A 25,923-nucleotide genomic window follows, 5' to 3' on the forward strand; every position below is an offset into this window, starting at 1 on the left:
TGATACTATGTTAGAGCCATTTTTTTTTAGATAAGTTGAAATCAACTATCCAATCACAAGTCTGCATATAGCAGTTTGCGTCTAGAATCTAAAAGAAGTGCTAGGTTTATAATCTTCTAAAACAGATAAACTATCATCACAATCTAAGAAGTTACTACTCACATTATTACTAATTAGTTGATCAATTGATTCAATCTTATTGATTTCATATCTTTCAATAAGATTTTTAGATTTAGGTGTTAATTTAAGTTTATCTTTTTTTAACCAATTTTCTTCTTCCATGTCTTTCTTGTGTACCTTTAATTGTATTTCATTATAGGCTAAAATATTCTCTAAATCAATATTGCTTATATCTCTCTTCAAGTTAATAAATATAATTGTTACTAGATATTTATAACTAATTTCTTCTAAAATTTCATCTCTAGTACCAATTCCTAGTATCGCTGCAATATTATATCTAATTATTTCTCTATTTTTTTTATATTGCTCGAAAGATACCGTTTCTTTTCTTGGGAATAATGGATTCCAAACATCTATATACGTATCCCAAAAAACACTAAAGGTATTATTAGGAGTGTTTCTGTAAAATGATAATAATTCTTTTGATTTTTCAAACCCTAGTGGATGTAAACTTTTAATTATATTTTCTTCAAAGTTTTCAATCTCTTTAATAGAATGCTCCTCATTCAGGGTTTTCGATATCATATATTTATTTAATTTATAGTCATTGTTGATTAAGCTAGCTATACACTGATTAATTTTTATTTCAGCACTTTTTGATAAATGAAAAATATAAATTATTATTTTTTTACCTTCTACTACCAAATCAATTTTATTTAAGTAATTTACTACTGTTTTTCCTGATCCTGAAAAGTCATCTAATAATAATATTGTTGAAACTTCTTTCTTTTTTAAAATAGATTTAATATTTTTACCTTTATCGAGATGGTTCATATTATATATAACATCATAAATATAGCCTGATGATATATTATTCAATTTCGTATAGTCTTTTGAAAAATCATCCGAACTCTTGTTTTTAAAAGGATTTTTAACGTCTTTAATCGGTGCTAAAATAAATTTTGAATCTGTTACTTTTTTCATATATACTTCATGAAAATCTTTTATGATTTCTTCAACCATGATCTCAGAATAGTATAAGTATTCATTTTTTAAAGATGTTTTTAAAAATTTAATAACAGCCCTGTAAATCTCTTTGTTATCTTTAAAAATATCCTGATTTAAGAATAAATATATTTTTTTATTAAATCCTTTTAAATATTCTTCTGTTCTAAAATCATGTATAGTTAAACGATTTCTTTTTTTAAATTCTCTGACTATATTAAATACTTCAATTCGTAAAAAAATACTTCTCATCCATCTCACCTCCCTTTTATTCAAATTTTTCTATTGCTATTTTATTAAATGGGATAATTTCAATATCAAAGTTTTCTACTAAATCTTTTGTTATTAAATACTCCGAAACAATAAACAGCGGAACTATCTCCCAATCTCCCTGCTCCAAGTTATAGTGTACTAAAACGTGATTTATATTTTCTTCTATCCACAAATGTCTTCTTAAATGCTTCATTACAAATGATTTGTCACCAACATACATTTTTTCTTGTTCCATTGCAATTTCATAAGGATTTCTAGAGAAACTAAAATCTTTTGTCTCAACTAAAAAGATCTTTTTCTTTTTTCTATTAATTACAAAAATATCTATATCTCCAAGAGTATTATTATTTACATCAGATATATGTTTTTTCCCTATTTTAGATACACCTTTTATTACCTCTAATTCCTCATAAAAATCAAGATTATACCTTACTTTCTCATTAAATGCTTCCCCTTCTAAATTTCTTAACTTAGACATCAAGTCTTTCATTAATTTACCTGTTGTTTTTAATTTCCCTTGCCAAATCAAGTGTAATAAATATTTTCTTGAATATAAAATATTTCTAATTCCAAATATATATTTATCTTGGTAATTAATAATTGGTCTTCTTATATAAGATAGCGGCCGATTAAACACCCACGGGAAAATATCAATTCCTTTGCATCCTTTTGGTGCCTTTAAAAATGCTTCTCGTTCCTCTAAAGTAATAAATTTTAATACTGATAGTATCTTATCTTTAGATATCTTATAATCTGATTTAAGATAAATTCGATCTATAACACTTTTTTTGTCTTCAACCCAGACTATTCTATCCAAATCGTTGAAAGTGTCCACCATCAAATTTATGACTGAATCGTATTCTTCATAAGTAAATGCAAAAGCATCTCTAAACGAATCATTTAATTTATTCATTAATAGATTTTCTATTTTTTTTATATATTCTGTATTATTTGTTTGACTCGTCTTCTTAATTTCCAATTGGTCATTTCTAGATGATAACATTGAATTATTAACATCAGAAAAATCTTCTTTAATTAACCCTATTCTATTTGAAGGTAAAAAACTAATTGTCGTATCAACTAATTCATACTTAAAATAATCACTTTTATGAGCCCACTCTATTATTAAGGAGCATATTGCTAATAATCTCTCAATCTCCCACATACCAACATCTCGAGTGCTCGATATAGGAGTAGCTACAACATACTCTAATAAAAATTTAGTAGCTAATGCACATTGATTATTCTCATTTAACCTTTTGAAAAAGTACTCTTTTTCATCTGGAGATAAGATAATATCGTTATTATATGAGGATTCTTCCCCTAATTGTATAGGTAACAATGTTTCCGTTTGAGTAACTAATACATTCATCAATTGTTCTTTATCAAAATTTTTAGCTTCTTTTTCTAAAATAGAATATAAAAAACCTACTATATCATTACAAAACTTAACATTTAATTCTTTTGAAATTTCACCTTGATTAATCCCTTGATCCTTTAGAAACTCACCTAACTCATCTAAAAGTTTATTTGTTTCATATTCGCTTATCGTAAGTAACTTAAATCCATTTGTCGGTATTTTCAGCTTACCATTATCATCTAGTAAAACACCAGTCATCTTCTTTTTAAACTTAGGACTAAATAATTCATCTATAAGTTTATAGTCTACTAAAATAGAAATTTCATTAATAACTTTTATAATTAATTCTTTTTCATAATAATTATTTTTACTCATACCCATTGCTCGATAATAATCTGCTGAGATTTCTACTACACATCTATTTTTATCATTGTATAGATTTATTTTTTTACTATTATTAAATAATTCCTTCTCTACAAAATAATTTTGAATATCTGTATTTTCTAATTCTAACTGTATCAGTATATTTTTTTTTATTTCTTTATATGAATAATACTTTTCAAGCCAATAAGATACAGTATCAAAACAGTTAAATAAAACATCTAATTGTTCAGGTGTGTTGAATTTTTCTGTTATTATTTCTATTGTTTTATAATCTTTAACTTCAAAAAAACATTTTAATTTTTTTTGATTTGGCATGCTTATAAAATATCTCTGATTGAATTCTTCTCTTACACCTGTATACCAATTGTCGTCTTCTAATGATCTAAATATTTTACTTCTATTTCTTTTTAAAGCATCTAAGTAGTAATCTGATGTTTCCTCTATCGAAATCATTGTCAGCATTTCTCTATAGTCAATATCATCTCCCGCATAAAACGACATGTCATTTTTTGAAAAAAGTATCAATGACCAAAAATCACCATAAAAATTTGGGAATACTCTATGCTTTTTAGCTTCCATAAACCTAGGTAAAAATAAGCTATCTTTTTCAGATTCAGAAACTACTCTTAATTCGCTAGGCTTAATCATTAAATTAGGAAAAGAATCATTCATAGTTGAAGAAGCAATATTTCCTCCAAATGTTTGCATGCAAACAAAAACAAATATCTGGTTCTTTTCTATTCCATTTTTCTTTAAAACTGTTGAAATGCTTTCCAATCTTTCTGATAATTTTTTAGACATATTAATATTTCCATCAGTTCCATTAAAAATACCAAACACCAAAAGTAGTTTATCATTTGCAACAGTAAATATGGATTCTTTATAATTTTTTTCATTAATTAATGAAAAAGATAAATTACTCTCGGCTACTTTATAATGGCCTAATTGTTTTAAAGAAACTCTAATATCTTGCCAAACTATATTAAATACGTCTTCAAAAACTACTTTACTACTCAAATAATGACAAAGTGCATTTGCAACTGATGTTGCATCCAATAAAATTATACTATTATCAATTTTTATAAAAGGTTTTGTTAGAAAAGAATGCTTTTTTTGCGAGAAAGATTGATTATGTTCCAATTGAAATTCAAATTCATCAATCAATAAGTCATCAAAATAAGTAGAACTATACTCATATGTAATAACACCTATATATTCATCTAGAACTTCCTTACTAGGAATAAAAATTTCTCTTTCAAACTTTAACTCTTTAGCAAAATTTAGTTTACTACAGATCAAAGTAGAAATAGATAGGTGGAAACTTATAGTGTCTACAATAATTTGTTGCTTTTCATCAGGAATTCCATTTCTAAATAATGTATCTATTAATATCTTTAAGTTATATGAACTACTTTCATTAATTCCTGGTAAAACTTTATAATTTCCATAAAATTGTATTTCATCAACATAAGGATTGTCTAACGGGTCAATTGCATTTTTAGAACTCAATTGATTGACTAGATTTATTACCTTCTTAAACTTTCCATAACTCATACTTAAACCATTATAATTCCAATTATTTTTGAATAACCATCTTAGCATTTCTGTTGTAATAGCATCGATTAAAACTGCTTTATCTCTATTTTCAAAACATAGTCTCAGAGCAGAAACCCTTTGTAAAAATTCTAATTTATCATATCTGTTTAACCTCTCTATAATTTCTTTGATTTTTTCACTATCGTCATCTTTTAGCGTATCCATCGATGTCATTAAATTAAAAAAAAATCTTCATTTGCAAATTCTTCCACTCCTTATACCCCTTCCTTTTCATAAAAACTTAATTTGTGACTATTAAAATACTAATTTAATCTATACATTCACTTCAACTAAAAATTCATCTTAATTATAAACTGTAAACAACATTATATCTATTATAATTCAAAAAATTACTTTCACATTCTGATTGTCTTTCTATCGCATCGCAAAAAAACACCCTCCAAATGGAAGATGCCTTGAGAATTCTGTATAAAAAAGAATCAACCTTTTGAGAACAAACTATTAATAACAAGATATAAATCAATACATATAAATTCTTTTAACTTGAATCCAAAAGATAGAGTTTAGTAGAATAAAATTTATTTATTTTTATTCATATTTTTTAATGCATACTCACATGCTTGAATAACAAAACCAGAAAAAGTAACGTCCTCATTCTTTATTGCTTCATTAATTTCCTCAACTAAAGGTAGTGGAAATCGAATCGTCTTATTTTCGGTTTCTTTTTTGTCTAATTTCAATTTAAAATTGCTCATTACATCAATTCCCTCCATGTCTTAAATACTTATTACTTATTAGAGATTAAAGGAAAGATAAAATTTAAAGACTTTTATCAAACTAAATGGCTTCCTAGATATGAATTGGGCCAAACTGGACGAGCTGGTAGGATTCCTAGTAATATTACCATTCAAAATACAAAAGACTTATTCAGGTTACACATTGTACCTATGTTTGGTAAATACGCTATGAATTATCTAAATGCAAATACTGAAATAATATCAGATGAATTGACTAAAAAATCTAAGGATTATGCAAATATCAAAATATTGAAAAGTTACGTTCGTTCCATGTTTGATATAGCTGAAATACTTGGCTACATCGAATTCAATCGAACAACAAAAATCATTCAAAGTATAACTGCACCTAAAAAGATTACGTTGGCTGAAAAAAGATCAGAAGAAGGAAAACAAGCTTAACAGCAAACGAATTGTTAGATTGGTTAGACGGAGTCAAAAGCGATTTAGAGAAAAACCTACTAAGTTCCCAAGACTACACTTTATTTATGCTTACTTTATATTTAGGAGATCGTAAAAGTGAAACCTATGCTCTTCAATGGAAGCATATTGATTTTCCTAATCACACAATTCACTTAAAGAAATCTTTGGATAAAAGACAAAACCAAAAAGCGACAAAATCAGGAAAAGATACACTTATTCAAGTATCAGAGACAGTTATGGATCTACTTCAAGAATGGAATGAATTGCAGAAGATTGAATTACAAAAACTAAAAATTACTCAAACTTCTGAGCAGTTCTTATTTACCTATAGTAAGCCTTCTGGAGAAGTTAACTGTCCTGTTCATATAGATTATTTAAACTATCGAATAAATACACTGAGGAGACGTCATAAGCACTTAGAACATTTAACTCCACACAAACTACCTCATACTTTTGCTACACTTGCAAAACAAGGCGGAGCGGATATCAGCAAGATTTCCGAAGCTCTTACGCATTCGGAAGTAGCCACAACAAAAATTTATGTGAACACACCAAATGTTGTAAATCTAGATATCTACGAAGCTTTTGATTGTGTTCTTCAAAAAAGCCAATCCGAATAATGTGTTCTAAAATGTGTTCTAAAATGTGTTCTAAAGTCAAAAAAGACACCTTCCAAAATTTGGAAAGTGCCTTGAAACATTGATATATAAATAATATTAACGTTTTGAGAATTGAGAAGCTTTACGAGCTTTTTTAAGACCTGGTTTTTTACGTTCAACCATACGTGGGTCACGTGTTAACAAGCCTGCAGCTTTTAACGGTGAACGGAAAGCTGGGTCTACTTGTAGCAACGCACGAGCGATACCATGACGAGTAGCGCCTGCTTGTCCAGTGTAGCCTCCACCATTTACGTTTACATGCACATCATAGTTTTCCAATGTTTCAGTAACTGCTAAAGGTTGTTTAACGATTACGTATAGATATGGGAAAGGCATGTATTCAGTGATGTCTTTTTTGTTCATGATGATTTTTCCAGTACCTGGTACTAAACGTACGCGGGCTGTTGAGTTTTTACGACGGCCTGTGCCGGTATATTGTACTTGTGCCAATGAAATTCCCTCCTTAAATTAGGTTAGTGATGTCTAGTACTTCTGGTTGTTGTGCTTGGTGTTCGTGTTCAGAACCACCGTAAACGTGTAATTTCATGCCTTGTTTGCGTCCTAAAGTGTTCTTAGGCAACATACCTTTTACAGACAATTCAATTAGTTTACGCGGGTTGTTAGCACGCAATTCACCAGCTGATACTTGTTTCAATCCACCAATGTAACCAGTGTGGTGAGAATAAATTTTGTCAGTTGCTTTTTTACCAGTCAATTTGATTTTTTCTGCATTAATAACGATCACGAAATCACCTGTATCGATGTGTGGTGTGAAAGTTGGTTTATTTTTACCGCGTAGAATGGATGCTACTACAGTAGACAAACGTCCCATAGGGATATCGGTTGCGTCTACCACATACCATTTACGTTCTACTTCGCTAGGTTTAGCCATATAAGTTGTACGCACGTTTTTTTCCTCCATATTCTTATCTGTTTGTTTGTTGCACAATATAAGTTTCCGGGGCTCATTATGTGGGGCAAACAATACCACCTAACATAATACCTTTTTAAAAGCTAATTGTCAATCATTCTAACTAACTTTTTGAAACTTTTATCGGCTACTGTATTGATTCATTTATCACTAAATCGTTCGCTTGCAAATCAATCACTTTCAGCCACTGCTTATGCTTCACATAGACTGTTTTATAGACTTGTTTGGTGCCATCAAGAAACAGCATCACGCGTGTACCTGGATTGTCTGTTACAATGCGGCTCTCATAGTCTGATAAGTCTACTTTTTCTTGCACATAAGATAATTCTTCATATTGGCTGATATCAGTTGCTGGTTCTGCATTTTTTAGTTCCTCTTCGCTGATTGAAGCCATGTTGCTGTCTTCTTTATCTGCTTCTTCTACCGTTGTTGAACTTTCGGCAGCTGAGCTTTCTTGACTCGTTTGGCTTGATTGTTCTGAAGTACTATCCGCAGGTGCCTCAGCTTTGTTTGTTCCGCACCCTGTTAAAATGAAGGCCGTCGCCACAAAGACCAATAGTGTTTTTTTCATATGAATACTCCTTTACCGTTCAGTTATCTTTGCTTATGGTTATGCACTTGACTTTATAATTGTGTCATTATACCAAAGGAGTGTCATTTTTTAAAGGAAAGGCCATGAAAATATCGTCTACAAAATGACCGTCGAGGTAGAATTCATTTTTCAACACACCTTCGATTTCAAAGCCGTTTTTTTGGTAAAAGCGAATCGCATTTTGGTTGGTTCCTAAAACGCGAAGGCTCAGCTTATGAATCTGTTCGCTTTGGGCTTGTTTTTTTACAGCATCCAGCAGTTTTGTTCCAACTCCTGAACTTTGTGCAGCGGGGTTGACGCCAATATCGATCGTCCACGTCCATTTGTGGGCCTTCATGCTCGTAGCACGATGAAATCCAATAAACCCTAAGACTTCATTTTGGACGCGGGAGACCGCTACTAAATGCGATCCTACTGGAAACCGTTCTGCGTACTCTTCTGCTGAAGCATAGTGGGTCACTTGCGGCGTATTGGTAGAATTCCAGATTTGATTTTCAATCGCTACGATTTGCGGGTAATCAGCCCATTGGCTGGTTCGAATGTCTATGTCCATTTAGTTAACTCCCATTTTTTTAGACTCGGGTGCATAAAAAGCGGTGCCTTTCGTTGCTTCTTCTAGGTCATAATAAACCTCTACCAAATACAATCCCTGCGGCGCTGCAGTCGGTCCCGCTTGATTACGGTCTTTTACTTCCAATAATCGTTTCATATCATCTGCCGGGCGTCTGCCGTTGGCAATTTGCAATAACGTGCCGATGAAGATCCGCACCATATTGTATAGAAAACCATTGCCGCGAAATGTAAAGATCAACTCGCCATTTGCTGTGTCTTGTACCACACTGGCTTCGTAAACTGTCCGTACTTTATCTTCCCGCCCGCTGTTAGAAGCACAGAAACTCGTAAAATCATGGGTTCCTTCAATGTCTTTCAAGGCTTGCTGCAGAGCTTCCATGTTTATCGGGTATTGATGGTGCTTCGTATACAACCGTTTGAAAGGATTGGTGTCTTTATTGGTATCCACACGGTATTGGTACTTTTTCCCAGTTGTCAGGTAGCGAGCATGAAAATCTTCGCTGACGATTGCTACATCGCAAACTTCGATCTCATCCGTCGTTAAACTGTTCAACGCACGTTTCATGTTTGCTATCGGCATCCGAATAGGGTAATCAAAATGGATCACTTGTCCGAGTGCATGTACACCTGAATCGGTCCGGCCAGAACCTTGTATTTTGATCTCGATGCCTTTGGTCATGATTTTTAAAGCTTTCTCAATATCGCCTTGAACGGTTCGATCGTGAGGTTGGATTTGAAAGCCGCTAAAATTGGTTCCATCGTACTGAATAATGATTTTATAACGTGTTGTTTCCATTATCATTGACTCCTAAAAATGTTTTATTTGATTCTATGGTTTTGGGTATTCGTAAGTGAAGCGGCTGTATTCTAGAGAAAATGTTATTCCCTAAGCGTTCCTCATACTGATTTGACAAAGACCCGTTTATTTTCAAAAGAAAAAAGACTCTTCCAACAGCTGATGAATGAGTCTTTATTCTGCTTTATCTTAGGCTCTTAAAGCGACTAGAGCGACCGTCAGCAATCCATAGCCGATGATCACAAGGTTATCGCGTGAAGCCCATTTCAATTGGCGGTACTTTGTTCGTCCTTCTCCGCCTTGGTAACCACGAGCTTCCATGGCTGTTGCTAATTCTTCTGCACGGTTAAACGAACTGACAAATAAAGGGATCAGTAAGGGAACGATGGCTTTCATTTGCTGAAAGACGTTTCCTTCACCAAAGTCGACTCCTCTGGCTCGCTGTGCGTTCATGATCTTTTCGGTTTCGTCCATTAACGTCGGCACAAAACGCAAAGCGATCGACAGCATCAGTGCGATTTCATAAACCGGCACTTTCAAAAACACTAACGGCCGCAAGAGGTATTCAATAGCATCCGTCAGTGAAAGCGGCATGGTCGTTAGCGTCAATAACGTCGACATAAAAATAATCAGGACAAAACGGCAGAAAATAAATATACCGTTCAAGAGTCCTTCTTGTGAAACTACGATCGGTCCCCAAGAAAAGTAGACCGTCCCGCCGCCTGTAAACAGAACTTGCAAGATGACCGTAAATAAAATCAGCCAAATCAGAGGTTTGACTCCGTTAATGAAAAAACTTAATTTGATTTTAGATAATTGAATCACAAACATGGTAAACAAAAAGAGCAAGAAATACGTTTGCCAGTTGTTTGCTAGAAAGATAATTCCAATAAAGTACATACTGCCCATTAACTTGGCTCTGGGATCGAGTTTATGGATCCAAGAATCGCCAGGAATGTAACGGCCAAAAATCAGTTTATCCATCATTTGGGTTCACCTGCTTCACTTGCAGTCTCTTGATGGCGCTCATTCGCTGTTAGAGCGCTCACCTGCGCTGCAATCGCATCTGCTAGTTCATTAGTCGTTAACAGCAAACGTTCGTTAAACGAGGGCAATTTAGCGTGTAACAGCTGTCCGAATGAAACAGCAGCTGGTACGCCTAATTGTTTTGTCTTCAACCAGTCGCCATCTTGAAAAATCTCCTGCGGTGAGCCTTCTCTAATAACGGTGCCTTTTTCAAGAATAACCATATGATCGGCGTAATTGGCTACATCGTCCATTTGGTGCGTCACCAAAACGATCGTCAGGCCTTTTTCACGATGCAAGTTATAAAACATCTCCATCATTTCTCTTCTGCCTTGCGGATCTAGTCCTGCAGTCGGCTCGTCTAGCACCAGTACTTGCGGTTCCATCGCCAATACACCGGCAATAGCCACACGTCGCATTTGACCGCCGGATAAGTCAAAAGGAGACCGCTCCATAAAACTTTCATCTAAGCCGACTAACGGCAACATCTTTCGAGCTAATTCAATCGCTTCAGCTTCAGGAACCCCAAAGTTCTTAGGACCAAAAGCAATGTCTTTAGCAACGGTTTCTTCAAACAATTGGGCTTCTGGGAATTGAAATACGATACCGACTTGCTTGCGAATCGATTTTAAATTTTTATTATTGGTTGTCGGCGTGATCACTCGTTCCCCGATCGTGACCGTTCCTTCTGTTGGTTTCATCAGTGCATTTAAGTGTTGCAGCACCGTTGATTTCCCGCTGCCGGTATGGCCGACTAAAGCTGTAAAACTGCCTTCTTTAATGGTCATATCAATGGCGTATAAAGCCCGGTTTTCAAAAGGCGTGCCTTTTTGATAAGTGAACCCTACTTCTTCGAAAGTAATGTCCATAGCCAGTCCACCATCCCTTCTTCTGTCAGGTACTCACCTGGCACATCAATGCCGCGTTCTTTTAGATCCAATTTCAGTCGCTCAGGAAATGGCAAATCTAAGCCCATGTGAATCAATTTTTCTCCTGAAGCAAAAATTTCTTCCGGCGTTCCTTCTTGGATCAACTCGCCGTTTTCCATTACCAAAATCCGGTTGGCATTGGCTGCTTCATCGATGTCGTGCGTGATCGAAATGACCGTTAAGTTAGCTTCTTCTTTGATCGCTTTGACCGTAGCCAAAACTTCTTGTCTTCCTTGAGGATCCAGCATACTCGTCGCTTCATCCAATATGATGATGGCTGGACGCAATGCTACGACACCCGCAATCGCGACACGCTGCTTTTGTCCACCAGATAAACGAGCAGGTTCTTTCTCCATGAAATCAGACATTTTTACACGTTCAATGGCATCCGCCACCCGTTCGATCATTTCTTCTCTTGGAACGCCCAAGTTTTCTAAACCAAAGGCAACATCGTCTTGAACCGTTGATCCAACGAATTGGTTATCAGGGTTTTGAAAAACCATTCCGACCATTTCTCTGATTTTCCAAATATTTTCTTCAGTAAGAGCTAATCCCCCAACGGTTACTTCTCCGCTGGCAGGAGCAATCAATCCATTGATTGTTTTGGCTAATGTAGACTTTCCCGAACCGTTATGGCCGATGATCGCGACCCACTCTCCAGCTTCAATGGAAAGAGAAACGTTGTTCAAAGCTAATCTAGTATCTGTTGCATGGTATTGGTATGAAATATCTTTTAACGATATGATTTTCTCCATTGAACATTCCTCGCGTTCTTTTTAATTCAAGTCTTCTTAAGACTATCAAAAAAAAGGATCCGGTGCAATACGCTCAAGCCTTTGTTACCAAGGTAACCGCTTCAAATGCCTGCTTTTTAAATTGCCGTCTCCATTAGTCTTTTTTAACGTGTTTATAACATCTAAACCGGTCAGACTTGTTGCGTTTATTTTTCATTTTATAGGTGAAAACAGTTCTTTCTTTATTAGTAATCATGATTGATGAATTTTTACTTTTATCTTTTTTGTTGTTAACAAGTGAAATAGATGTATTCTACATTCTTGAAATTTCTGGAGGAAATTTCATCCCCTAAGGGTCGCAAACACGATTCAGCAAAGAGATAGTATTCTTTATACTAAAACAGGCAACAAATAAGGGGACAGACCCACTTATTTGTTGCCTGTTTTAAGACAAAAAAAATCACTTTTCTCGATGAATTTACCTCTCTTGAATGAAACCCATTTTCATTCAAGAGAAGTTTCGAGCTAGACTTGGAATAAACTGATTGTTCATTCCATCATCATAACACTCTTTACATTACATCAAAAAAGCGAACTTCATTTGAATTTCGTTTTCTCAACCAACTTCGTTCCCACACTGAACGTATCCAATGCGGCAGTTTCCATCCAGTTATAAGATTAAACTAATTCAATAATAACCATTGGTGCAGCATCGCCGCGACGTGGTTCTGTTTTCATGATACGCGTGTATCCACCTTGACGCTCAGTGTAACGAGGCGCGATATCACTAAATAGTTTTTGTAAAGCAGATTGAACAACGATTTCTTCGCCTTCTTCTTTAATAGAAGCTACTTCATTGCGAACAAAAGCTGCTGCTTGACGACGTGCGTGCAAGTCGCCTTTTTTACCTAAAGTGATCATTTTTTCAGTTGTTTTACGGATTTCTTTAGCGCGTGTTTCAGTTGTAACAATACGCTCGTTGATGATCAAGTCAGATGTTAAATCGCGTAACATTGCTTTACGTTGTGAGCTTGTACGGCCTAATTTACGGTAACCCATTTTGATTTTCCTCCCTTGGTACAGTACTAATCGTCTTGACGTAAGTTTAAATTAAGTTCAGATAACTTAAATTTAACTTCCTCAAGTGATTTACGTCCTAGATTGCGTACTTTGATCATTTCAGCTTCTGATTTATCGGTTAATTCTTGAACAGAATTAATTCCAGCACGTTTCAAACAGTTGTATGAACGTACAGATAAATCAAGTTCTTCAATAGTCATTTCAAGCATTTTTTCTTTATGCGTTTCTTCTTTTTCTACCATGATTTCAGCTTTACGAGCTTCATCGGTTAGATTCACGAAGATATTTAAATGTTCAGTTAGAATTTTAGCTGCAAGACTAACAGCTTCTTCCGGGCTAATAGAACCATCTGCCCATACATCAAGCGTTAATTTATCAAAAATATCTTTTTGACCAACTCGTGCGTTTTCTACTTGGTAGTTTACACGACTAACTGGGGTGTAAATCGAATCGATTGGCAATACGCCAATAGGCATATCATCTTGTTTATTGTGTTCAGCTCTTGCATAACCTCTACCCGTTTTAGCTGTCATGCGAACGTGGAAACGCGCGCCTTCTGCTACAGTACAAATGTACAAGTCAGGGTTCAAGATTTCAACATCGCTATCGTAAACGATATCAGCTGCTGTGACAACTGCTGGACCTTTTACATCGATTTCAATCGTTTTATCTTCACCAGAATATAACTTGAGTGCAAGTTTTTTTATGTTTAAAATGATTGACGTTACATCTTCAAGTACACCATCGACAGCTGAAAACTCGTGTAAAACACCATCAATTTGAATAGTGGTTACTGCTGCTCCCGGTAGAGAAGACAACAAGATACGACGTAGAGAGTTTCCTAGCGTTGTTCCATAACCGCGTTCAAGTGGCTCTACAACGAATTTACCAAACTTAGCATCATCGCTGATCTCAATCGTTTCAATTCTTGGTTTTTCAATTTCGATCATTCTATCTATACCCCTTTCAAAACGTGAAGTTCATGTTAACGAGCGCAAAGCAACAAAACGAAGCAGCTCTCAATTAAACACGACGGCGTTTTGGAGGGCGGCATCCATTATGCGGGATAGGAGTTACGTCACGAATAGCAGTAACTTCTAAACCAGTTGCTTGTAGAGAACGAATTGCTGCTTCACGACCTGAACCAGGACCTTTAACGGCAACTTCTACAGTTTTCATACCATTTTCCATACATACTTTAGCGGCTGCTTCTGCGGCCATTTGAGCTGCAAATGGAGTTGATTTTCTTGATCCACGGAAGCCTAAAGCTCCTGCAGAAGACCATGAAATAGCATTTCCATGAACATCTGTGATCATTACAATAGTGTTGTTAAAAGTAGAGCGAATGTGAGCAACCCCACTTTCGATATTCTTTTTCACACGGCGTTTACGTACAACTTTTTTTACCATGAAGGTTGACCTCCTTACTTAATTATTATTTTTTCTTACCTGCAATTGATTTAGACGGGCCTTTACGAGTACGCGCGTTGTTTTTCGTGTTTTGTCCACGAACTGGTAAACCACGGCGGTGACGCATGCCTCTATATGAACCAATTTCAAGCAAACGTTTGATGTTTTGGCTTACTTCACGACGAAGGTCACCTTCAATTTTTAATTTGTCAATTTCTGCACGAATAGCATCTAATTGATCATTTGTTAAGTCATTTACACGAATTTCTTCAGAAACGTCAGCAGCTTTCAAAACTTTTTGAGCTGTTGTTTTACCGATTCCGAAAATATATGTTAGAGAAATTACTACACGTTTATCACGCGGAATATCTACACCAGCAATACGAGCCATTTCAATTACACCTCCTAATAGTTTAAATCATTATCCTTGACGTTGTTTATGTTTTGGATTTTCACAAATCACCATAACACGTCCGTTACGACGGATAACTTTGCATTTGTCACAAATTTTCTTAACTGATGGTCTTACTTTCATGAACTATACCTCCCATTTTAATTGACGGAGTACAATTATTTAAAGCGATATGTGATGCGACCACGTGTTAGATCGTATGGGGACAACTCAACTGTAACTTTGTCTCCAGGTAGAATTCTAATGTAGTGCATACGGATTTTGCCTGAAACGTGTGCCAATACAATATGGCCATTTTCAAGTTCGACTTTAAACATTGCATTCGGCAAAGTTTCAACGACTGTTCCTTCAATTTCAATGACATCGTCTTTCGCCACGCCTCGTACCTCCTTTAAAGTGTTTCGCATCTTAAACGCGATAAACAGTGAGCGCCATAGCCCTCACCTTCTGTTTTTTTAACCTATTAATTGTTACACAACATAACAGAGTTGAAAATTCAACACCTGGCACATTATAACACAAACTTAACATAGTAACAAGCCTACTGCAGACTATCGCTTTGCTTACTTAACAACTTCAATATAGAGCAGGTATCATAAACGGATCAAAAGAACAGACTCAATTTTCGCCTTACTTTTTAGTATCGGCAATAATTTCTTGAATATCTTTGAACACGTCTTGAACATCGTCCTCGCCATTGACAGTATGCAAAACAGAACGTTTTGTATAAAAGTCTAACAGAGTGTTTGTTAATTCAAGGTTAATAGCAATTCGGTTTTCAACGGTTTCAGGTTTATCGTCTTCTCTTTGATAGAAATCATGTCCGCCACAACGATCACATGTACCAGCCACTTTTGGCGGCTTATTGGTTTTATGATAAGTTGCACCACATGTACGACAGATAATCCGTCCAGTTAAACGTTCCATTAAAATGTCTTTGTTTACATTGATGTAAATAACGGCATCTAATTTCTTGTTCAAGTCTTTAAGAATGTTTTCCAAAGCTTCCGCTTGATTTAGGGTTCTTGGAAATCCATCTAATAAAAAGCCGTTTTCAGTATCTGCTTCAGCTAAACGTTCTTTTACAATCCCGTTTGTTACTTCATCAGGTACCAATTCACCTTTATCCATAAATGTTTTTGCTTCTAAACCTAAGGCAGTTTCATTTTTGATAGCAGCACGGAACATATCGCCTGTTGAAATGTGAGGCACATGGTATGTGTCCACGATTTGTTCAGCTTGCGTTCCTTTTCCTGCACCAGGAAGACCCATTAAAATGAGATTCATCATTTACCCTCCTATTAATGTAAGAATGAGTGCTGAGGATAATTCCCCAACACTTTCTTCTTATTGTATAAAGCCTTGGTAACTCCGTTTGATCATTTGGCCTTCCAGTTGTCTAACTGAATCTAGTGCGACACCTACTACGATCAATAAGCTCGTACCACCTAAAGCAAGAGATGGAGGCAAATTCCACAAGCCGGATGCGACGATCGGCAATAATGCGATAATTCCTAGATAAAGGGCACCGACTGTACTCAAACGGGTTAATGTACGAGAGAGAAAGTCTTGTGTCGGTTTACCAGGACGCACACTTGGGATATAGCCGCCTTGTTTTTGTAAGTTTTCTGCTACTTTTTCTGGATTCACTTGAATGAATGCATAGAAGTAAGTAAAGACAACAATCAGCAACGTATATAATACAGCACCAATTGGTTCTTGCAAGTTAAAGATTTTATTCAGAATGACGAACCATTGTGCATCTGCGTTATTCTGACTAAAGAATCCCAACAGCGTTTGTGGTGTCATAATGAACGAACTTGCGAAGATAACTGGAATAACTCCAGCTGAGTTTACTTTTAAAGGCAAGTGTGAGCTTTGGCCTGAGCCAGTCACTCGTTTCGAATATTGAACAGGTATTTTACGTTTTGCATTCTCGATATAAACGACTACAACTACAAGTAACGCTATTACAACTAAAATAGCAATTGTAAAAAGAATCGCCCCTACAAGCTCATCTCCGGCATTACGAATTTGGATGTTGTAGTACGTTGCTATATCTGTCGGTATTTTTGCAATGATCCCTGAAAAGATGATCATTGACGTTCCGTTCCCAAATCCTTTGACTGTAATTTGTTCCCCCAGCCACATAACCAACATAGTTCCGGCTGTTAAGATAATTGCAATCGAAAGATAAGCAGACGTTCCAGGGTTTTTGACTAAGCCAGTACCTGTCAGCGCGTTAAAACCAAATGAGATACCGATAGCTTGAACAAATGCCAAGCCGATCGTTAAGTACCGTGTAACTTGATTTAACTTTCTGCGTCCTACTTCACCTTGTTTTGACCATTCAACGAACTTAGGAATAATATCCATTTGTAACAATTGAACGACGATTGAAGATGTGATATAAGGAGAAACACCTAGTGCAAAAATAGAATAATTGCTCAATGCTCCCCCACCAAAGGTATTCAACAGACCAAACAGACCATTCGAAGAAGATGAAAGGCCTTGTAAAGCCGTGGCATCTACGCCAGGAACCGTTAAATGGGTTCCTATGCGAAAGATTACTAAAATACCGAGAGTGAAGAGAATTCTGCTTCTAATGTCTTTTACTTGGAATGCATTCTTCAGTAATGTAAACATTAGATCACCTCGATTGAACCACCAGCAGCTTCAATAGCTTCTTTAGCTGCTTGGGAGAATTTGCTTGCTTTAACAGTTAGTTTACGTTCAACTTGACCGTTACCCAAAACTTTAATCCCAGATTTTTCAGCTTTGATGATACCAGATTCGACCAACATTGCTGGTGTTACTTCTGTACCATCTTCAAAACGGTTTAAGGTTTCAAGATTCACAATAGCATATTCTTTACGGTTGATGTTTGTAAATCCACGTTTAGGCAAACGACGGAACAATGGTGTTTGTCCACCTTCGAACCCTAGACGTACGCCACCACCTGAACGTGACTTTTGTCCTTTTTGACCACGACCTGAAGTTTTACCATTACCTGATGAAGATCCACGTCCAACGCGGTTGCGTTCTTTACGAGAACCTTCAGCATATGTTAATTCATGAAGTTTCATATAGATTGGGCACCTCCTTCAATAAAAGATTTCGTTCTTTTTTTTAAACTTCTTTAACGTCCACTAAATGTGAAATTGTGTTAACCATACCTTTGATAGCTTCATTAGCAGGTTTAACTACAGTAGTATTAGTTTTTTTCAAACCTAACGCTTTAACTGTATCACGTTGATTTTGAGGACGTCCGATAACGCTACGTTTTAAAGTGATTTCTAAATTAGCCATTTCTTATTGTCCTCCTTTTATCCTAGAATTTCTTCTACAGATTTGTTACGAAGTTTTGCAACTTCTTCAACGCGTTTTAATTGTTGTAATCCTTGAACTGTTGCACGAACCATGTTGATTGGTGTGCTTGATCCTAAAGATTTACTTGTAATGTCCGCTACTCCAGCAAGCTCTAAGATAGCACGTACTGGGCCACCAGCAGATACTCCAGAACCTTCTTTAGCAGGTTTCATTAAAATGTTTCCGCCGCTGTAACGTCCGATAACTTCATGAGGAATCGTACTTTCAACCATAGGTACTTCAATAAGATTCTTCTTAGCATCTTCAATTGCTTTACGGATAGCTTCAGGTACTTCTTGAGCTTTACCAGTACCGAAACCTACGTGTCCGTTTTTATCTCCTACAACAACTAATGCAGCAAAACGTAAACGACGTCCACCTTTTACAACTTTAGTTACGCGGTTGATTGAAACTACACGATCTTCTAATTCCAATTGAGTTGGATCGATGTAAACCATGTGTGGTATTCCTCCTTTTTTTAAAATTCTAGTCCATTTTCGCGAGCTGCTTCAGCTAAAGCTTGCACACGGCCATGGTAAAGGTATCCACCACGGTCAAAGACTACTTTTTTGATTCCTTTTTCAGCAGCGTTTTTAGCTACTAATTCGCCGACAGCTGTTGCTTGAGCAACTTTTGTATCGCCTGAAATTCCTTTGTCTAATGAAGATGCGCTTGCTAGCGTCACACCCGCTACGTCATCAATTAATTGAGCGTAGATATTTGTATTAGAACGGAAAACGTTTAAACGTGGGCACTCTGCAGTACCAGAAATTTTAGAACGTACACGTGAATGTCTTTTCAAACGTACTTTATTTTTGTCTGGTTTATTGATCACAATTGTCACCTCTTTATTTTTTTACTTGCTTAGGCAACTAGGTAATTACTTACCAGTTTTACCTTCTTTACGACGTACAAATTCATCAACGTAACGAATTCCTTTACCTTTATAAGGCTCTGGTGGACGAACAGCACGAATATTCGCAGCTAATTCTCCGACACGTTCTTTGTTTGTACCTTTAACGACAACTCTAGTATTAGCAGGAACTTCAACAGTTAATCCTTCTTCTACATTGAATTCGATTGGATGTGAGTATCCTACGTTCATTACAAGTTTGTTGCCTTGTAATTGTGCACGGTACCCAACACCGATTAAGTCTAAAGCTTTTTCAAATCCTACAGTTACACCAACGATCATATTGTTTAAGTTGGCACGCATTGTTCCATGCATCGCACGATTTTCTTTCAAATCGTTTGGACGAGCAAAAGAAATTTCGTTACCATCTACAGTCATTGTAATAATAGGGCTGAAAGAGCGAGTCAATTCACCTTTTGGTCCTTTAACAGTAACTTCATTCTCGTTACGAGTAATCGTTACGCCTTCAGGAACAGTGATTGTTTTATTACCGATACGGCTCACAGCTATGCACCTCCTTGTTTAATTTCCAAAATTACCAAACGTAAGCAATAATTTCTCCACCGACGTTTTTAGCTCTAGCTTCTTTATCTGTAAATACACCTTCAGAAGTTGATACGATCGCGATCCCAAGTCCGTTAAGAACTTTAGGCACTTCGCCGGATTTAGCGTATACACGCAAACCTGGTTTAGAGATACGTTTCAAACCTGTGATAACACGTTCGTTGTCTTTTCCATATTTCAAGAAAACACGGATAACCCCTTGTTTGTCATCTTCCATGTACTCTACATTTTTTACGAAACCTTCACGTTTTAAAATGTCAGCAACGTCTTTTTTAATTTTTGAAGCAGGTACTTCTAATGATTCGTGACGTGCCAGGTTGGCATTACGAATACGAGTTAGAAAATCTGCGATTGGATCTGTCATGACCATTTGTTTTTAGCCTCCTTTATGCGAGTATCGTCTTACCAGCTTGCTTTCTTCACGCCGGGAATTTGTCCTTTATAGGCAAGTTCGCGGAAGCAAATACGGCAAAGTTTAAATTTACGATAAACTGAGTGTGGACGTCCGCAACGTTCGCAACGAGTGTACTCTTGAGTTGAGAATTTTGCAGGGCGTTTGTTCTTAGCAATCATTGATTTTTTAGCCACGTAGTTCGCCTCCTTAGTTTATTTTTGGAATGGCATTCCAAGTTGTGTTAAAAGTTCGCGTGCTTCTTCATCTGTTTGAGCAGTTGTTACGATAACAATATCCATTCCTCGAACTTTATCTACAGTATCGTAGTTAACTTCTGGGAAGATCAATTGTTCTTTAATTCCTAAAGTGTAGTTTCCACGTCCGTCGAAAGCTTTTTTGCTTACACCATGGAAGTCACGTACACGAGGAAGTGAAACAGAAACCAATTTGTCTAAGAAATCGTACATTCTGTCTCCACGTAAAGTAACTTTAGTACCAATTGGCATACCTTCACGTAAACGGAAAGCAGCAATTGATTTTTTAGCTTTAGTTATGATTGGTTTTTGACCAGAAATAACGGTTAACTCATCAACAGCTTTATCTAAATTTTTAGCGTTTGATACAGCATCGCCGACTCCCATGTTGATAACGATCTTTTCAACTTTTGGAGTTTGCATAACTGATTTGTACTCAAATTTTTCCACCAATGATGGTGTTACTTCGTTCAAATATTTTTCTTTAAGGCGGTTCATGCGGGTTGTCCCTCCTTCCTTATGATTTATTTATCTAAAACTTCACCAGTTTTTTTAGAAATACGTACTTTTTTACCATCTTCAACTTTGTAGCCAACGCGTGTTGGTTCGCCAGTAGAAGCGTCAATCAGCATTACGTTAGAAACGTGAACTGGAGCTTCAGTTTCAAGAATGCCTCCTTGCGGATTTAATGAACTAGGTTTTTGGTGTTTTTTCACCGTGTTGATTCCTTCAACGATTACTTGGTCTTTTTTAGGGAAAGCTTTTAAAATCACGCCTTCTTTTCCTTTGTCTTTACCAGTAATTACTTTTACTTTATCACCTGTTTTAATGTACATGTGTTTCTTGCACCTCCTTTAGTGGATGGTTGGTTATTATAGAACTTCTGGAGCTAATGAAATGATCTTCATGAAATTGTTTTCACGCAATTCACGTGCAACAGGTCCAAAGATACGTGTTCCACGCGGACTTTTATCGTCACGAATGATTACACAAGCATTTTCATCAAATTTAATGTAAGAACCATCTGTACGACGAGCGCCAGATTTAGTACGAACAATAACAGCCTTAACAACTTCACCTTTTTTGACAACGCCACCTGGTGTTGCATGTTTCACACTACAAACAATTACATCACCAATATTAGCAGTCTTACGGCCTGAACCGCCTAGAACTTTAATAGCTAACACTTCACGTGCGCCTGAGTTGTCAGCAACTTTTAAACGACTTTCTGATTGAATCACTAGAGTATCCTCCTTTCGGAATTAGAAACAGATCTTCATCTTGAGTTTCAATTAGATGATAATTGACTCTTCTACAACTTCCATTAAACGGAAATGTTTTGTAGCTGATAACGGACGAGTTTCCATAATTTTTACGATATCGCCCATTTTGGCAACATTGTTTTCATCATGTGCTTTGTATTTTTTAGAATATTTCATACGTTTACCGTATTTGCTATGTCTCTTTTGAGTTTCTGTTACGACAACGATCGTCTTATCCATTTTGTCAGAAACAACGCGTCCTTGGTAAACTTTACGATGATTACGTTCTTCATTCATTGTTTGGTAGCCTCCTTTGCCAATCAACTATTTTTGTAGCTCAGCTTGACGTAACGCAGTTTTAATGCGTGCAATCGATTTGCGAACTTCACTTAAACGAGAAGTATTTTCTAATTGACCTGTTGCTAATTGGAATCGCAGATTGAATAGTTCTTCTTTGTATTCTTTCTCTTTTCCAATCATTTCAGCAGTGGATAACTCTTTAAGTTCATTAGCCTTCATTCGATTCACCACCAGTTTCTGTACGTTTTACAATTTTCGTTTTGATCGGTAATTTGTGAGAAGCTAGACGTAATGCTTCACGAGCGATTTCCTCAGAGACGCCACCAACTTCAAACATGATTTTTCCACGTTTAACTGGTGCTACCCAACCTTCAGGAGCTCCTTTACCAGAACCCATACGAACTCCGATTGCTTTAGACGTATATGATTTGTGAGGGAAGATTTTAATCCATACTTTCCCACCACGTTTCATATAACGTGTCATTGCGATACGTGCTGCTTCGATTTGGCGGTTAGTGATCCAGTGAGAATCAACAGCTTGTAAGCCCCATTCTCCAAAGGTTACTTCTTTACCACCTTTAGCTTCACCACGCATTTTACCTCTAAATTCACGACGGAATTTTACACGTTTAGGTACTAACATGATTATTTCCCTCCTTTCTCAGCGTTCTTTTTTGTTGGAAGAATTTCTCCACGGTAGATCCAGACTTTAACGCCTAATTTACCATAAGTAGTATCTGCTTCTTCCCATGCGTAGTCGATATCGGCACGCAATGTGTGCAATGGAACTGATCCTTCAGAGTGAGTTTCGCTACGAGCGATATCTGCACCGTTTAGACGACCAGAAACTTGCGTTTTGATTCCTTTAGCGCCAGAACGCATAGTACGTTGGATGGCTTGTTTTTGAGCACGACGGAAAGCAACACGGCTTTCTAATTGACGAGCAATTCCTTCGCCAACTAATTTTGCATCTAAGTCAGGTTTTTTGATTTCCACGATGTTGATGTGGACACGTTTGCCTGTTAACTCGTTTAATTTTTTACGTAGTGAATCAACTTCAGAACCGCCTTTACCGATAACCATGCCCGGTTTAGCAGTATGAAGTGAAACATTTACACGATTAGCAGCACGTTCGATTTCAATTTGTGAAATAGAAGCGTCGCTAAGTTTTTTAGCAATGTATTCACGGATACGTAGATCTTCGTGTAAATAGTTAGCATATTCTTTTTCTGCATACCATTTAGCATCCCAATCGCGGATGATGCCTACGCGTAACCCCGTTGGATTAATTTTTTGACCCACAGATTATCCCTCCTTCTTCTCTGATACCACAACTGTAATGTGACTTGTACGTTTCATAATTGGTGCAGCTGATCCTTTAGCACGAGGACGGAAACGTTTCATCGTTGCCCCTTCGTTAACAAAAGCTTCGCTAACTACCAAGTTTTCTACATCTAAATCGTAGTTATGTTCTGCATTTGCAATTGCTGACATAAGCACTTTTTCAACTACTGGCGATGCTCCACGTGGAGTGAATTTCAAAATTGAAATTGCTTCTCCAACGCTTTTACCTCTGATAAGATCGACAACTAAACGAACTTTACGAGGCGCAATGCGAACAGTTTTTGCAGTTGCTTTAGCTGCTGTAATTTGTTCTTGCATGAGTAATCCTCCCCTCGATATTAACGTCTAGTTCTTTTGTCATCCGCAGCGTGACCGCGGTAAGTTCTTGTTGGTGCGAATTCGCCTAATTTGTGTCCGACCATATCTTCTTGTACATAAACAGGAACATGTTTGCGTCCATCATAGACTGCTATTGTGTATCCTACAAAACTTGGGAAAATCGTTGAACGGCGTGACCATGTTTTAACGACAGATTTCTTTTCGCTTTTAGCCAATGCTTCCATTTTTTTCATCAAGTGTTCATCTACAAAAGGTCCTTTTTTAAGACTACGACCCATGGTTGAACCTCCTTCCATTCATTAGGTAGCTGGCTGACCAGCTAACCTTGATTTATTTTTTCTTACGACGACGTACAATAAATTTGTCAGATTGAGCTTTTTTGTTACGAGTTTTCAATCCTAGAGCAGGTTTGCCCCATGGAGTCATTGGACTTGGATGTCCGATTGGAGCTTTACCTTCACCACCACCATGCGGGTGATCGTTCGGGTTCATTACTGATCCACGTACAGTTGAGCGTTTGCCTAACCAACGGCTACGACCAGCTTTACCAATGTTGATCAATTCGTGTTGCTCGTTCCCTACAGAACCAACAGTAGCACGACAAGTTGCCAAAATCATACGAACTTCTCCTGAGTTTAAGCGAACCAATACGTATTTTCCTTCTTTACCTAACACTTGTGCGTTAGTTCCAGCAGAACGTACTAATTGTCCACCTTTGCCTGGTTTCAATTCGATGTTATGGATAACAGTACCCACTGGGATATTTTCTAATGGAAGTGCGTTACCAACTTTGATATCTGCATCTGCTCCAGAGAAAATTTGTTGTCCAACTTCGATTCCTTTTGGTGCTATGATATATGTTTTAACTCCATCTGTGTATTGCACTAATGCAATATTTGCAGAACGGTTTGGGTCATACTCAACCGTTTTGACGATGCCGACAACACCATCTTTGTTACGTTTAAAGTCAATCACACGGTAATTGCGTTTATGGCCACCACCGCGGTGACGGACAGTGATTTTACCGTCGTTATTACGACCAGCATTTCTTTTGATCGGTTCCAACAAAGTCTTTTCAGGCGTTGTTGAAGTGATCTCAGCGAAATCTGAACCAGTCATATTACGACGACCGTTTGTGGTAGGTTTATACTTTCTAATCGCCACGTGTTTTCCCTCCCGAATAGTATTTTGAAGTCTTAATTATGCTTCAAAGAATTGAATGTCTTTAGAATCAGCTGTTAAAGTTACGATTGCTTTACGACGTTTTTTTGTGTAGCCAGCATGTTTACCCATACGTTTTAATTTCCCACGTACGTTCATGATGTTTACATTTTTAACTTTAACGTCAAAAACTTCTTCAACTGCTTGTTTTACTTGAGTTTTATTAGCGCGAACATCCACTTCGAAAGTGAATTTTTTATCATCTTGAGCAAGCATTGAAGCTTCAGTGATAATTGGGCGCTTGATTACGTCACGTACATCCATTATTGAAGAACCTCCTCTACCTTAGTAAGAGCAGTTTGTGTCAAAATCATTTTATTGTGAGATACAACATCCAGTACAGTAACGTTGTCGTGAGCTACTACAGTAACTCCAGGAAGGTTACGTGCTGATAACATTGTGAAATCATTTCCGTCTTCTACAACTACTAATACTTTTGTATCAACGTTTAGATTTTCTAACACTTTTGCAAACTCTTTAGTTTTTGGTGCATCGAAGTTCAATGCGTCAACAACGATTAAATCTTCTTCTGCTACTTTAGTAGAAAGAACTGATTTAATAGCTAAACGACGAACTTTTTTAGGAAGTTTGTAGCTATATGAACGAGGAGTAGGTCCGAAGACTGTACCACCACCACGCCAGATTGGAGAACGAGTAGATCCTGCACGAGCACGACCTGTTCCCTTTTGACGCCAAGGCTTACGTCCACCGCCGCGTACTGCACCGCGGTTTTTAACTGCATGAGTTCCTTGTCTTAATGAAGCGCGTTGCATAATGATTGCGTCAAACACAACGTTTTCGTTTGGTTCAATACCGAAAATAGCGTCGTCTAAAGTAACTTCACCATTTTGGGTACCATCTTGTTTGTATAATGCTAATTTTGGCATTCCTTTGTTCCTCCTCTC

At 36.7% G+C, this 25,923-nt stretch carries 38 protein-coding genes and 1 pseudogene; 1 reads left to right on the forward strand and 38 read right to left on the reverse strand.

All coding sequences use genetic code 11. The annotated features are described in order from the left end of the window. Positions 1 to 81: 81 nt before the first annotated feature. The 3 genes from JHE06_RS11530 to JHE06_RS11540 all read right to left on the reverse strand — a co-directional run bounded on the left by JHE06_RS11530 (position 82) and on the right by JHE06_RS11540 (position 5,454). Complete coding sequence (locus tag JHE06_RS11530) at positions 82 to 1,377, reverse strand: phosphoribosyltransferase-like protein (RefSeq protein ID WP_201088866.1); 1,296 nt, start codon at positions 1,375 to 1,377, stop codon at positions 82 to 84. Positions 1,378 to 1,393: 16 nt separating this feature from the next. Next, positions 1,394 to 4,903 (reverse strand): hypothetical protein, encoded by a 3,510-nt coding sequence (locus JHE06_RS11535; RefSeq protein WP_201088867.1) that lies wholly within the window; start codon positions 4,901 to 4,903, stop codon positions 1,394 to 1,396. A gap of 374 nt (positions 4,904 to 5,277) precedes the next feature. Further along, positions 5,278 to 5,454 (reverse strand): YlcI/YnfO family protein, encoded by a 177-nt coding sequence (locus JHE06_RS11540; RefSeq protein ID WP_201088868.1) that lies wholly within the window; start codon positions 5,452 to 5,454, stop codon positions 5,278 to 5,280. Between the two features lie 39 nt (positions 5,455 to 5,493). Here JHE06_RS11540 and JHE06_RS12380 point away from each other — a divergent pair. Continuing rightward, positions 5,494 to 6,536: pseudogene (locus tag JHE06_RS12380) on the forward strand (site-specific integrase); the annotation flags it as partial. Between the two features lie 96 nt (positions 6,537 to 6,632). Here the strand turns inward: JHE06_RS12380 and rpsI are convergent. The 35 genes from rpsI to rplD all read right to left on the reverse strand — a co-directional run bounded on the left by rpsI (position 6,633) and on the right by rplD (position 25,905). Further along, on the reverse strand, positions 6,633 to 7,025 hold the full coding sequence (gene rpsI / locus JHE06_RS11550) for a 30S ribosomal protein S9 (protein WP_058919470.1): 393 nt from the start codon (positions 7,023 to 7,025) through the stop codon (positions 6,633 to 6,635). Positions 7,026 to 7,038: 13 nt separating this feature from the next. Further along, positions 7,039 to 7,482, reverse strand: a complete 444-nt coding sequence (rplM, locus tag JHE06_RS11555) for a 50S ribosomal protein L13 (RefSeq protein WP_058919471.1) — start codon at positions 7,480 to 7,482, stop codon at positions 7,039 to 7,041. Positions 7,483 to 7,633: 151 nt separating this feature from the next. Next, entirely contained in the window at positions 7,634 to 8,077 is a 444-nt protein-coding gene (locus JHE06_RS11560) for a hypothetical protein (protein WP_201088869.1), read from the reverse strand. 67 nt (positions 8,078 to 8,144) lie between these two features. Further along, positions 8,145 to 8,651, reverse strand: a complete 507-nt coding sequence (locus tag JHE06_RS11565; RefSeq protein ID WP_201088870.1) for a GNAT family N-acetyltransferase — start codon at positions 8,649 to 8,651, stop codon at positions 8,145 to 8,147. After that, on the reverse strand, positions 8,652 to 9,467 hold the full coding sequence (gene truA, locus JHE06_RS11570; RefSeq protein ID WP_201088871.1) for a tRNA pseudouridine(38-40) synthase TruA: 816 nt from the start codon (positions 9,465 to 9,467) through the stop codon (positions 8,652 to 8,654). It abuts the gene before it with no gap. Between the two features lie 189 nt (positions 9,468 to 9,656). Then, positions 9,657 to 10,454, reverse strand: a complete 798-nt coding sequence (locus JHE06_RS11575; RefSeq protein ID WP_201088872.1) for an energy-coupling factor transporter transmembrane component T family protein — start codon at positions 10,452 to 10,454, stop codon at positions 9,657 to 9,659. Continuing rightward, entirely contained in the window at positions 10,451 to 11,362 is a 912-nt protein-coding gene (locus tag JHE06_RS11580; RefSeq protein WP_201088873.1) for an energy-coupling factor ABC transporter ATP-binding protein, read from the reverse strand. Before JHE06_RS11580 ends, JHE06_RS11575 begins: the two co-directional genes overlap by 4 nt. After that, the gene (locus JHE06_RS11585; RefSeq protein WP_201088874.1) at positions 11,338 to 12,177 is read right to left on the reverse strand and encodes an energy-coupling factor ABC transporter ATP-binding protein; all 840 of its coding nucleotides are present in this window, start codon (positions 12,175 to 12,177) and stop codon (positions 11,338 to 11,340) included. Before JHE06_RS11585 ends, JHE06_RS11580 begins: the two co-directional genes overlap by 25 nt. Before the next feature lie 657 nt (positions 12,178 to 12,834). Next, positions 12,835 to 13,215, reverse strand: coding sequence for a 50S ribosomal protein L17 (rplQ, locus tag JHE06_RS11590; RefSeq protein WP_058919478.1), 381 nt, complete (start codon positions 13,213 to 13,215; stop codon positions 12,835 to 12,837). Between the two features lie 26 nt (positions 13,216 to 13,241). After that, positions 13,242 to 14,186, reverse strand: a complete 945-nt coding sequence (locus JHE06_RS11595) for a DNA-directed RNA polymerase subunit alpha (RefSeq protein WP_058919479.1) — start codon at positions 14,184 to 14,186, stop codon at positions 13,242 to 13,244. A gap of 73 nt (positions 14,187 to 14,259) precedes the next feature. Continuing rightward, positions 14,260 to 14,646, reverse strand: a complete 387-nt coding sequence (rpsK, locus tag JHE06_RS11600; RefSeq protein WP_058919480.1) for a 30S ribosomal protein S11 — start codon at positions 14,644 to 14,646, stop codon at positions 14,260 to 14,262. A gap of 25 nt (positions 14,647 to 14,671) precedes the next feature. Further along, a complete protein-coding gene (gene rpsM, locus JHE06_RS11605; RefSeq protein ID WP_058919481.1) occupies positions 14,672 to 15,037 on the reverse strand; it encodes a 30S ribosomal protein S13 in 366 nt (121 codons plus the stop codon). Positions 15,038 to 15,067: 30 nt separating this feature from the next. Then, positions 15,068 to 15,181: a 50S ribosomal protein L36 gene (gene rpmJ / locus JHE06_RS11610; RefSeq protein ID WP_034551737.1), complete on the reverse strand. Its 114-nt coding sequence runs from the start codon at positions 15,179 to 15,181 to the stop codon at positions 15,068 to 15,070. 35 nt (positions 15,182 to 15,216) lie between these two features. Beyond that, positions 15,217 to 15,435 carry a translation initiation factor IF-1 gene (gene infA, locus JHE06_RS11615; RefSeq protein ID WP_034551736.1) on the reverse strand — a complete coding sequence of 73 codons (219 nt, stop codon included), beginning with the start codon at positions 15,433 to 15,435 and terminating at the stop codon, positions 15,217 to 15,219. A 253-nt stretch (positions 15,436 to 15,688) separates the two neighbouring features. Continuing rightward, positions 15,689 to 16,345 carry an adenylate kinase gene (locus JHE06_RS11620; RefSeq protein ID WP_058919482.1) on the reverse strand — a complete coding sequence of 219 codons (657 nt, stop codon included), beginning with the start codon at positions 16,343 to 16,345 and terminating at the stop codon, positions 15,689 to 15,691. A 60-nt stretch (positions 16,346 to 16,405) separates the two neighbouring features. Further along, positions 16,406 to 17,704, reverse strand: a complete 1,299-nt coding sequence (gene secY / locus JHE06_RS11625) for a preprotein translocase subunit SecY (protein WP_058919483.1) — start codon at positions 17,702 to 17,704, stop codon at positions 16,406 to 16,408. Beyond that, positions 17,704 to 18,144, reverse strand: a complete 441-nt coding sequence (gene rplO, locus JHE06_RS11630) for a 50S ribosomal protein L15 (RefSeq protein ID WP_058919484.1) — start codon at positions 18,142 to 18,144, stop codon at positions 17,704 to 17,706. Before rplO ends, secY begins: the two co-directional genes overlap by 1 nt. 43 nt (positions 18,145 to 18,187) lie before the next feature. Further along, positions 18,188 to 18,367: a 50S ribosomal protein L30 gene (gene rpmD / locus JHE06_RS11635; RefSeq protein WP_058919485.1), complete on the reverse strand. Its 180-nt coding sequence runs from the start codon at positions 18,365 to 18,367 to the stop codon at positions 18,188 to 18,190. 17 nt (positions 18,368 to 18,384) lie between these two features. Then, a complete protein-coding gene (gene rpsE, locus JHE06_RS11640) occupies positions 18,385 to 18,885 on the reverse strand; it encodes a 30S ribosomal protein S5 (protein ID WP_058919486.1) in 501 nt (166 codons plus the stop codon). Between the two features lie 20 nt (positions 18,886 to 18,905). Beyond that, a complete protein-coding gene (rplR, locus tag JHE06_RS11645) occupies positions 18,906 to 19,262 on the reverse strand; it encodes a 50S ribosomal protein L18 (protein WP_082664219.1) in 357 nt (118 codons plus the stop codon). Positions 19,263 to 19,307: 45 nt separating this feature from the next. Beyond that, the gene (gene rplF, locus JHE06_RS11650; RefSeq protein WP_058919488.1) at positions 19,308 to 19,844 is read right to left on the reverse strand and encodes a 50S ribosomal protein L6; all 537 of its coding nucleotides are present in this window, start codon (positions 19,842 to 19,844) and stop codon (positions 19,308 to 19,310) included. A gap of 31 nt (positions 19,845 to 19,875) precedes the next feature. Further along, positions 19,876 to 20,274, reverse strand: a complete 399-nt coding sequence (gene rpsH / locus JHE06_RS11655; protein ID WP_058919489.1) for a 30S ribosomal protein S8 — start codon at positions 20,272 to 20,274, stop codon at positions 19,876 to 19,878. A gap of 32 nt (positions 20,275 to 20,306) precedes the next feature. Next, entirely contained in the window at positions 20,307 to 20,492 is a 186-nt protein-coding gene (locus tag JHE06_RS11660; protein WP_016184192.1) for a type Z 30S ribosomal protein S14, read from the reverse strand. A gap of 18 nt (positions 20,493 to 20,510) precedes the next feature. Next, a complete protein-coding gene (gene rplE, locus JHE06_RS11665; RefSeq protein ID WP_058919490.1) occupies positions 20,511 to 21,050 on the reverse strand; it encodes a 50S ribosomal protein L5 in 540 nt (179 codons plus the stop codon). A gap of 26 nt (positions 21,051 to 21,076) precedes the next feature. After that, the gene (gene rplX / locus JHE06_RS11670; protein WP_058919491.1) at positions 21,077 to 21,388 is read right to left on the reverse strand and encodes a 50S ribosomal protein L24; all 312 of its coding nucleotides are present in this window, start codon (positions 21,386 to 21,388) and stop codon (positions 21,077 to 21,079) included. A gap of 36 nt (positions 21,389 to 21,424) precedes the next feature. Further along, complete coding sequence (rplN, locus tag JHE06_RS11675) at positions 21,425 to 21,793, reverse strand: 50S ribosomal protein L14 (RefSeq protein WP_058919492.1); 369 nt, start codon at positions 21,791 to 21,793, stop codon at positions 21,425 to 21,427. 51 nt (positions 21,794 to 21,844) lie between these two features. Beyond that, positions 21,845 to 22,111 (reverse strand): 30S ribosomal protein S17, encoded by a 267-nt coding sequence (rpsQ, locus tag JHE06_RS11680; protein ID WP_058919493.1) that lies wholly within the window; start codon positions 22,109 to 22,111, stop codon positions 21,845 to 21,847. A 27-nt stretch (positions 22,112 to 22,138) separates the two neighbouring features. Continuing rightward, the gene (gene rpmC / locus JHE06_RS11685) at positions 22,139 to 22,333 is read right to left on the reverse strand and encodes a 50S ribosomal protein L29 (RefSeq protein ID WP_058919494.1); all 195 of its coding nucleotides are present in this window, start codon (positions 22,331 to 22,333) and stop codon (positions 22,139 to 22,141) included. Continuing rightward, positions 22,323 to 22,757, reverse strand: a complete 435-nt coding sequence (gene rplP / locus JHE06_RS11690; protein ID WP_058919495.1) for a 50S ribosomal protein L16 — start codon at positions 22,755 to 22,757, stop codon at positions 22,323 to 22,325. The genes rpmC and rplP overlap by 11 nt, the downstream gene beginning before the upstream one ends. A 2-nt stretch (positions 22,758 to 22,759) precedes the next feature. Further along, entirely contained in the window at positions 22,760 to 23,416 is a 657-nt protein-coding gene (gene rpsC, locus JHE06_RS11695; RefSeq protein WP_058919496.1) for a 30S ribosomal protein S3, read from the reverse strand. Between the two features lie 3 nt (positions 23,417 to 23,419). Further along, positions 23,420 to 23,776 (reverse strand): 50S ribosomal protein L22, encoded by a 357-nt coding sequence (rplV, locus tag JHE06_RS11700; RefSeq protein WP_058919497.1) that lies wholly within the window; start codon positions 23,774 to 23,776, stop codon positions 23,420 to 23,422. Between the two features lie 20 nt (positions 23,777 to 23,796). Then, entirely contained in the window at positions 23,797 to 24,075 is a 279-nt protein-coding gene (rpsS, locus tag JHE06_RS11705) for a 30S ribosomal protein S19 (RefSeq protein WP_058919498.1), read from the reverse strand. Between the two features lie 52 nt (positions 24,076 to 24,127). After that, positions 24,128 to 24,961: a 50S ribosomal protein L2 gene (rplB, locus tag JHE06_RS11710; RefSeq protein WP_058919499.1), complete on the reverse strand. Its 834-nt coding sequence runs from the start codon at positions 24,959 to 24,961 to the stop codon at positions 24,128 to 24,130. A 36-nt stretch (positions 24,962 to 24,997) separates the two neighbouring features. After that, positions 24,998 to 25,282, reverse strand: a complete 285-nt coding sequence (rplW, locus tag JHE06_RS11715; RefSeq protein WP_058919500.1) for a 50S ribosomal protein L23 — start codon at positions 25,280 to 25,282, stop codon at positions 24,998 to 25,000. Continuing rightward, positions 25,282 to 25,905 (reverse strand): 50S ribosomal protein L4, encoded by a 624-nt coding sequence (rplD, locus tag JHE06_RS11720; RefSeq protein WP_201088875.1) that lies wholly within the window; start codon positions 25,903 to 25,905, stop codon positions 25,282 to 25,284. Before rplD ends, rplW begins: the two co-directional genes overlap by 1 nt. Positions 25,906 to 25,923: the final 18 nt, after the last annotated feature.

The sequence above is a fragment of the Carnobacterium sp. CS13 genome, assembly GCF_016653495.1.
GTDB lineage: Bacteria > Bacillota > Bacilli > Lactobacillales > Carnobacteriaceae > Carnobacterium_A > Carnobacterium_A antarcticum.

Coding starts and splice junctions, on each gene's coding strand:
- rplP (WP_058919495.1), bottom strand. CDS start 22,757: ATGTTAGTACCTAAACGTGTAAAATTCCGTCGTGAATTTAGAGGTAAA.
- rpsE (WP_058919486.1), bottom strand. CDS start 18,885: ATGGTTTACATCGATCCAACTCAATTGGAATTAGAAGATCGTGTAGTT.
- rplQ (WP_058919478.1), bottom strand. CDS start 13,215: ATGGGTTACCGTAAATTAGGCCGTACAAGCTCACAACGTAAAGCAATG.
- rplV (WP_058919497.1), bottom strand. CDS start 23,776: ATGCAAGAACAAATTACAGCAGCTAAAGCAACTGCAAAAACTGTTCGC.
- rpsQ (WP_058919493.1), bottom strand. CDS start 22,111: ATGAATGAAGAACGTAATCATCGTAAAGTTTACCAAGGACGCGTTGTT.
- JHE06_RS11530 (WP_201088866.1), bottom strand. CDS start 1,377: ATGAGAAGTATTTTTTTACGAATTGAAGTATTTAATATAGTCAGAGAA.
- JHE06_RS11565 (WP_201088870.1), bottom strand. CDS start 8,651: ATGGACATAGACATTCGAACCAGCCAATGGGCTGATTACCCGCAAATC.
- rplE (WP_058919490.1), bottom strand. CDS start 21,050: ATGAACCGCCTTAAAGAAAAATATTTGAACGAAGTAACACCATCATTG.
- JHE06_RS11585 (WP_201088874.1), bottom strand. CDS start 12,177: ATGGAGAAAATCATATCGTTAAAAGATATTTCATACCAATACCATGCA.
- rpmC (WP_058919494.1), bottom strand. CDS start 22,333: ATGAAGGCTAATGAACTTAAAGAGTTATCCACTGCTGAAATGATTGGA.
- rpsK (WP_058919480.1), bottom strand. CDS start 14,646: ATGGTAAAAAAAGTTGTACGTAAACGCCGTGTGAAAAAGAATATCGAA.
- secY (WP_058919483.1), bottom strand. CDS start 17,704: ATGTTTACATTACTGAAGAATGCATTCCAAGTAAAAGACATTAGAAGC.
- JHE06_RS11575 (WP_201088872.1), bottom strand. CDS start 10,454: ATGATGGATAAACTGATTTTTGGCCGTTACATTCCTGGCGATTCTTGG.
- JHE06_RS11540 (WP_201088868.1), bottom strand. CDS start 5,454: ATGAGCAATTTTAAATTGAAATTAGACAAAAAAGAAACCGAAAATAAG.
- JHE06_RS11560 (WP_201088869.1), bottom strand. CDS start 8,077: ATGAAAAAAACACTATTGGTCTTTGTGGCGACGGCCTTCATTTTAACA.
- rpsH (WP_058919489.1), bottom strand. CDS start 20,274: ATGGTCATGACAGATCCAATCGCAGATTTTCTAACTCGTATTCGTAAT.
- truA (WP_201088871.1), bottom strand. CDS start 9,467: ATGGAAACAACACGTTATAAAATCATTATTCAGTACGATGGAACCAAT.
- JHE06_RS11535 (WP_201088867.1), bottom strand. CDS start 4,903: ATGGATACGCTAAAAGATGACGATAGTGAAAAAATCAAAGAAATTATA.
- rpsS (WP_058919498.1), bottom strand. CDS start 24,075: ATGGGTCGTAGTCTTAAAAAAGGACCTTTTGTAGATGAACACTTGATG.
- rpmJ (WP_034551737.1), bottom strand. CDS start 15,181: ATGAAAGTAAGACCATCAGTTAAGAAAATTTGTGACAAATGCAAAGTT.
- rpmD (WP_058919485.1), bottom strand. CDS start 18,367: ATGGCTAATTTAGAAATCACTTTAAAACGTAGCGTTATCGGACGTCCT.
- rpsM (WP_058919481.1), bottom strand. CDS start 15,037: ATGGCTCGTATTGCTGGTGTAGATATTCCGCGTGATAAACGTGTAGTA.
- rplO (WP_058919484.1), bottom strand. CDS start 18,144: ATGAAACTTCATGAATTAACATATGCTGAAGGTTCTCGTAAAGAACGC.
- JHE06_RS11595 (WP_058919479.1), bottom strand. CDS start 14,186: ATGATCGAAATTGAAAAACCAAGAATTGAAACGATTGAGATCAGCGAT.
- rplX (WP_058919491.1), bottom strand. CDS start 21,388: ATGTACATTAAAACAGGTGATAAAGTAAAAGTAATTACTGGTAAAGAC.
- JHE06_RS11580 (WP_201088873.1), bottom strand. CDS start 11,362: ATGGACATTACTTTCGAAGAAGTAGGGTTCACTTATCAAAAAGGCACG.
- rplW (WP_058919500.1), bottom strand. CDS start 25,282: ATGGATGTACGTGACGTAATCAAGCGCCCAATTATCACTGAAGCTTCA.
- rplD (WP_201088875.1), bottom strand. CDS start 25,905: ATGCCAAAATTAGCATTATACAAACAAGATGGTACCCAAAATGGTGAA.
- JHE06_RS11620 (WP_058919482.1), bottom strand. CDS start 16,345: ATGAATCTCATTTTAATGGGTCTTCCTGGTGCAGGAAAAGGAACGCAA.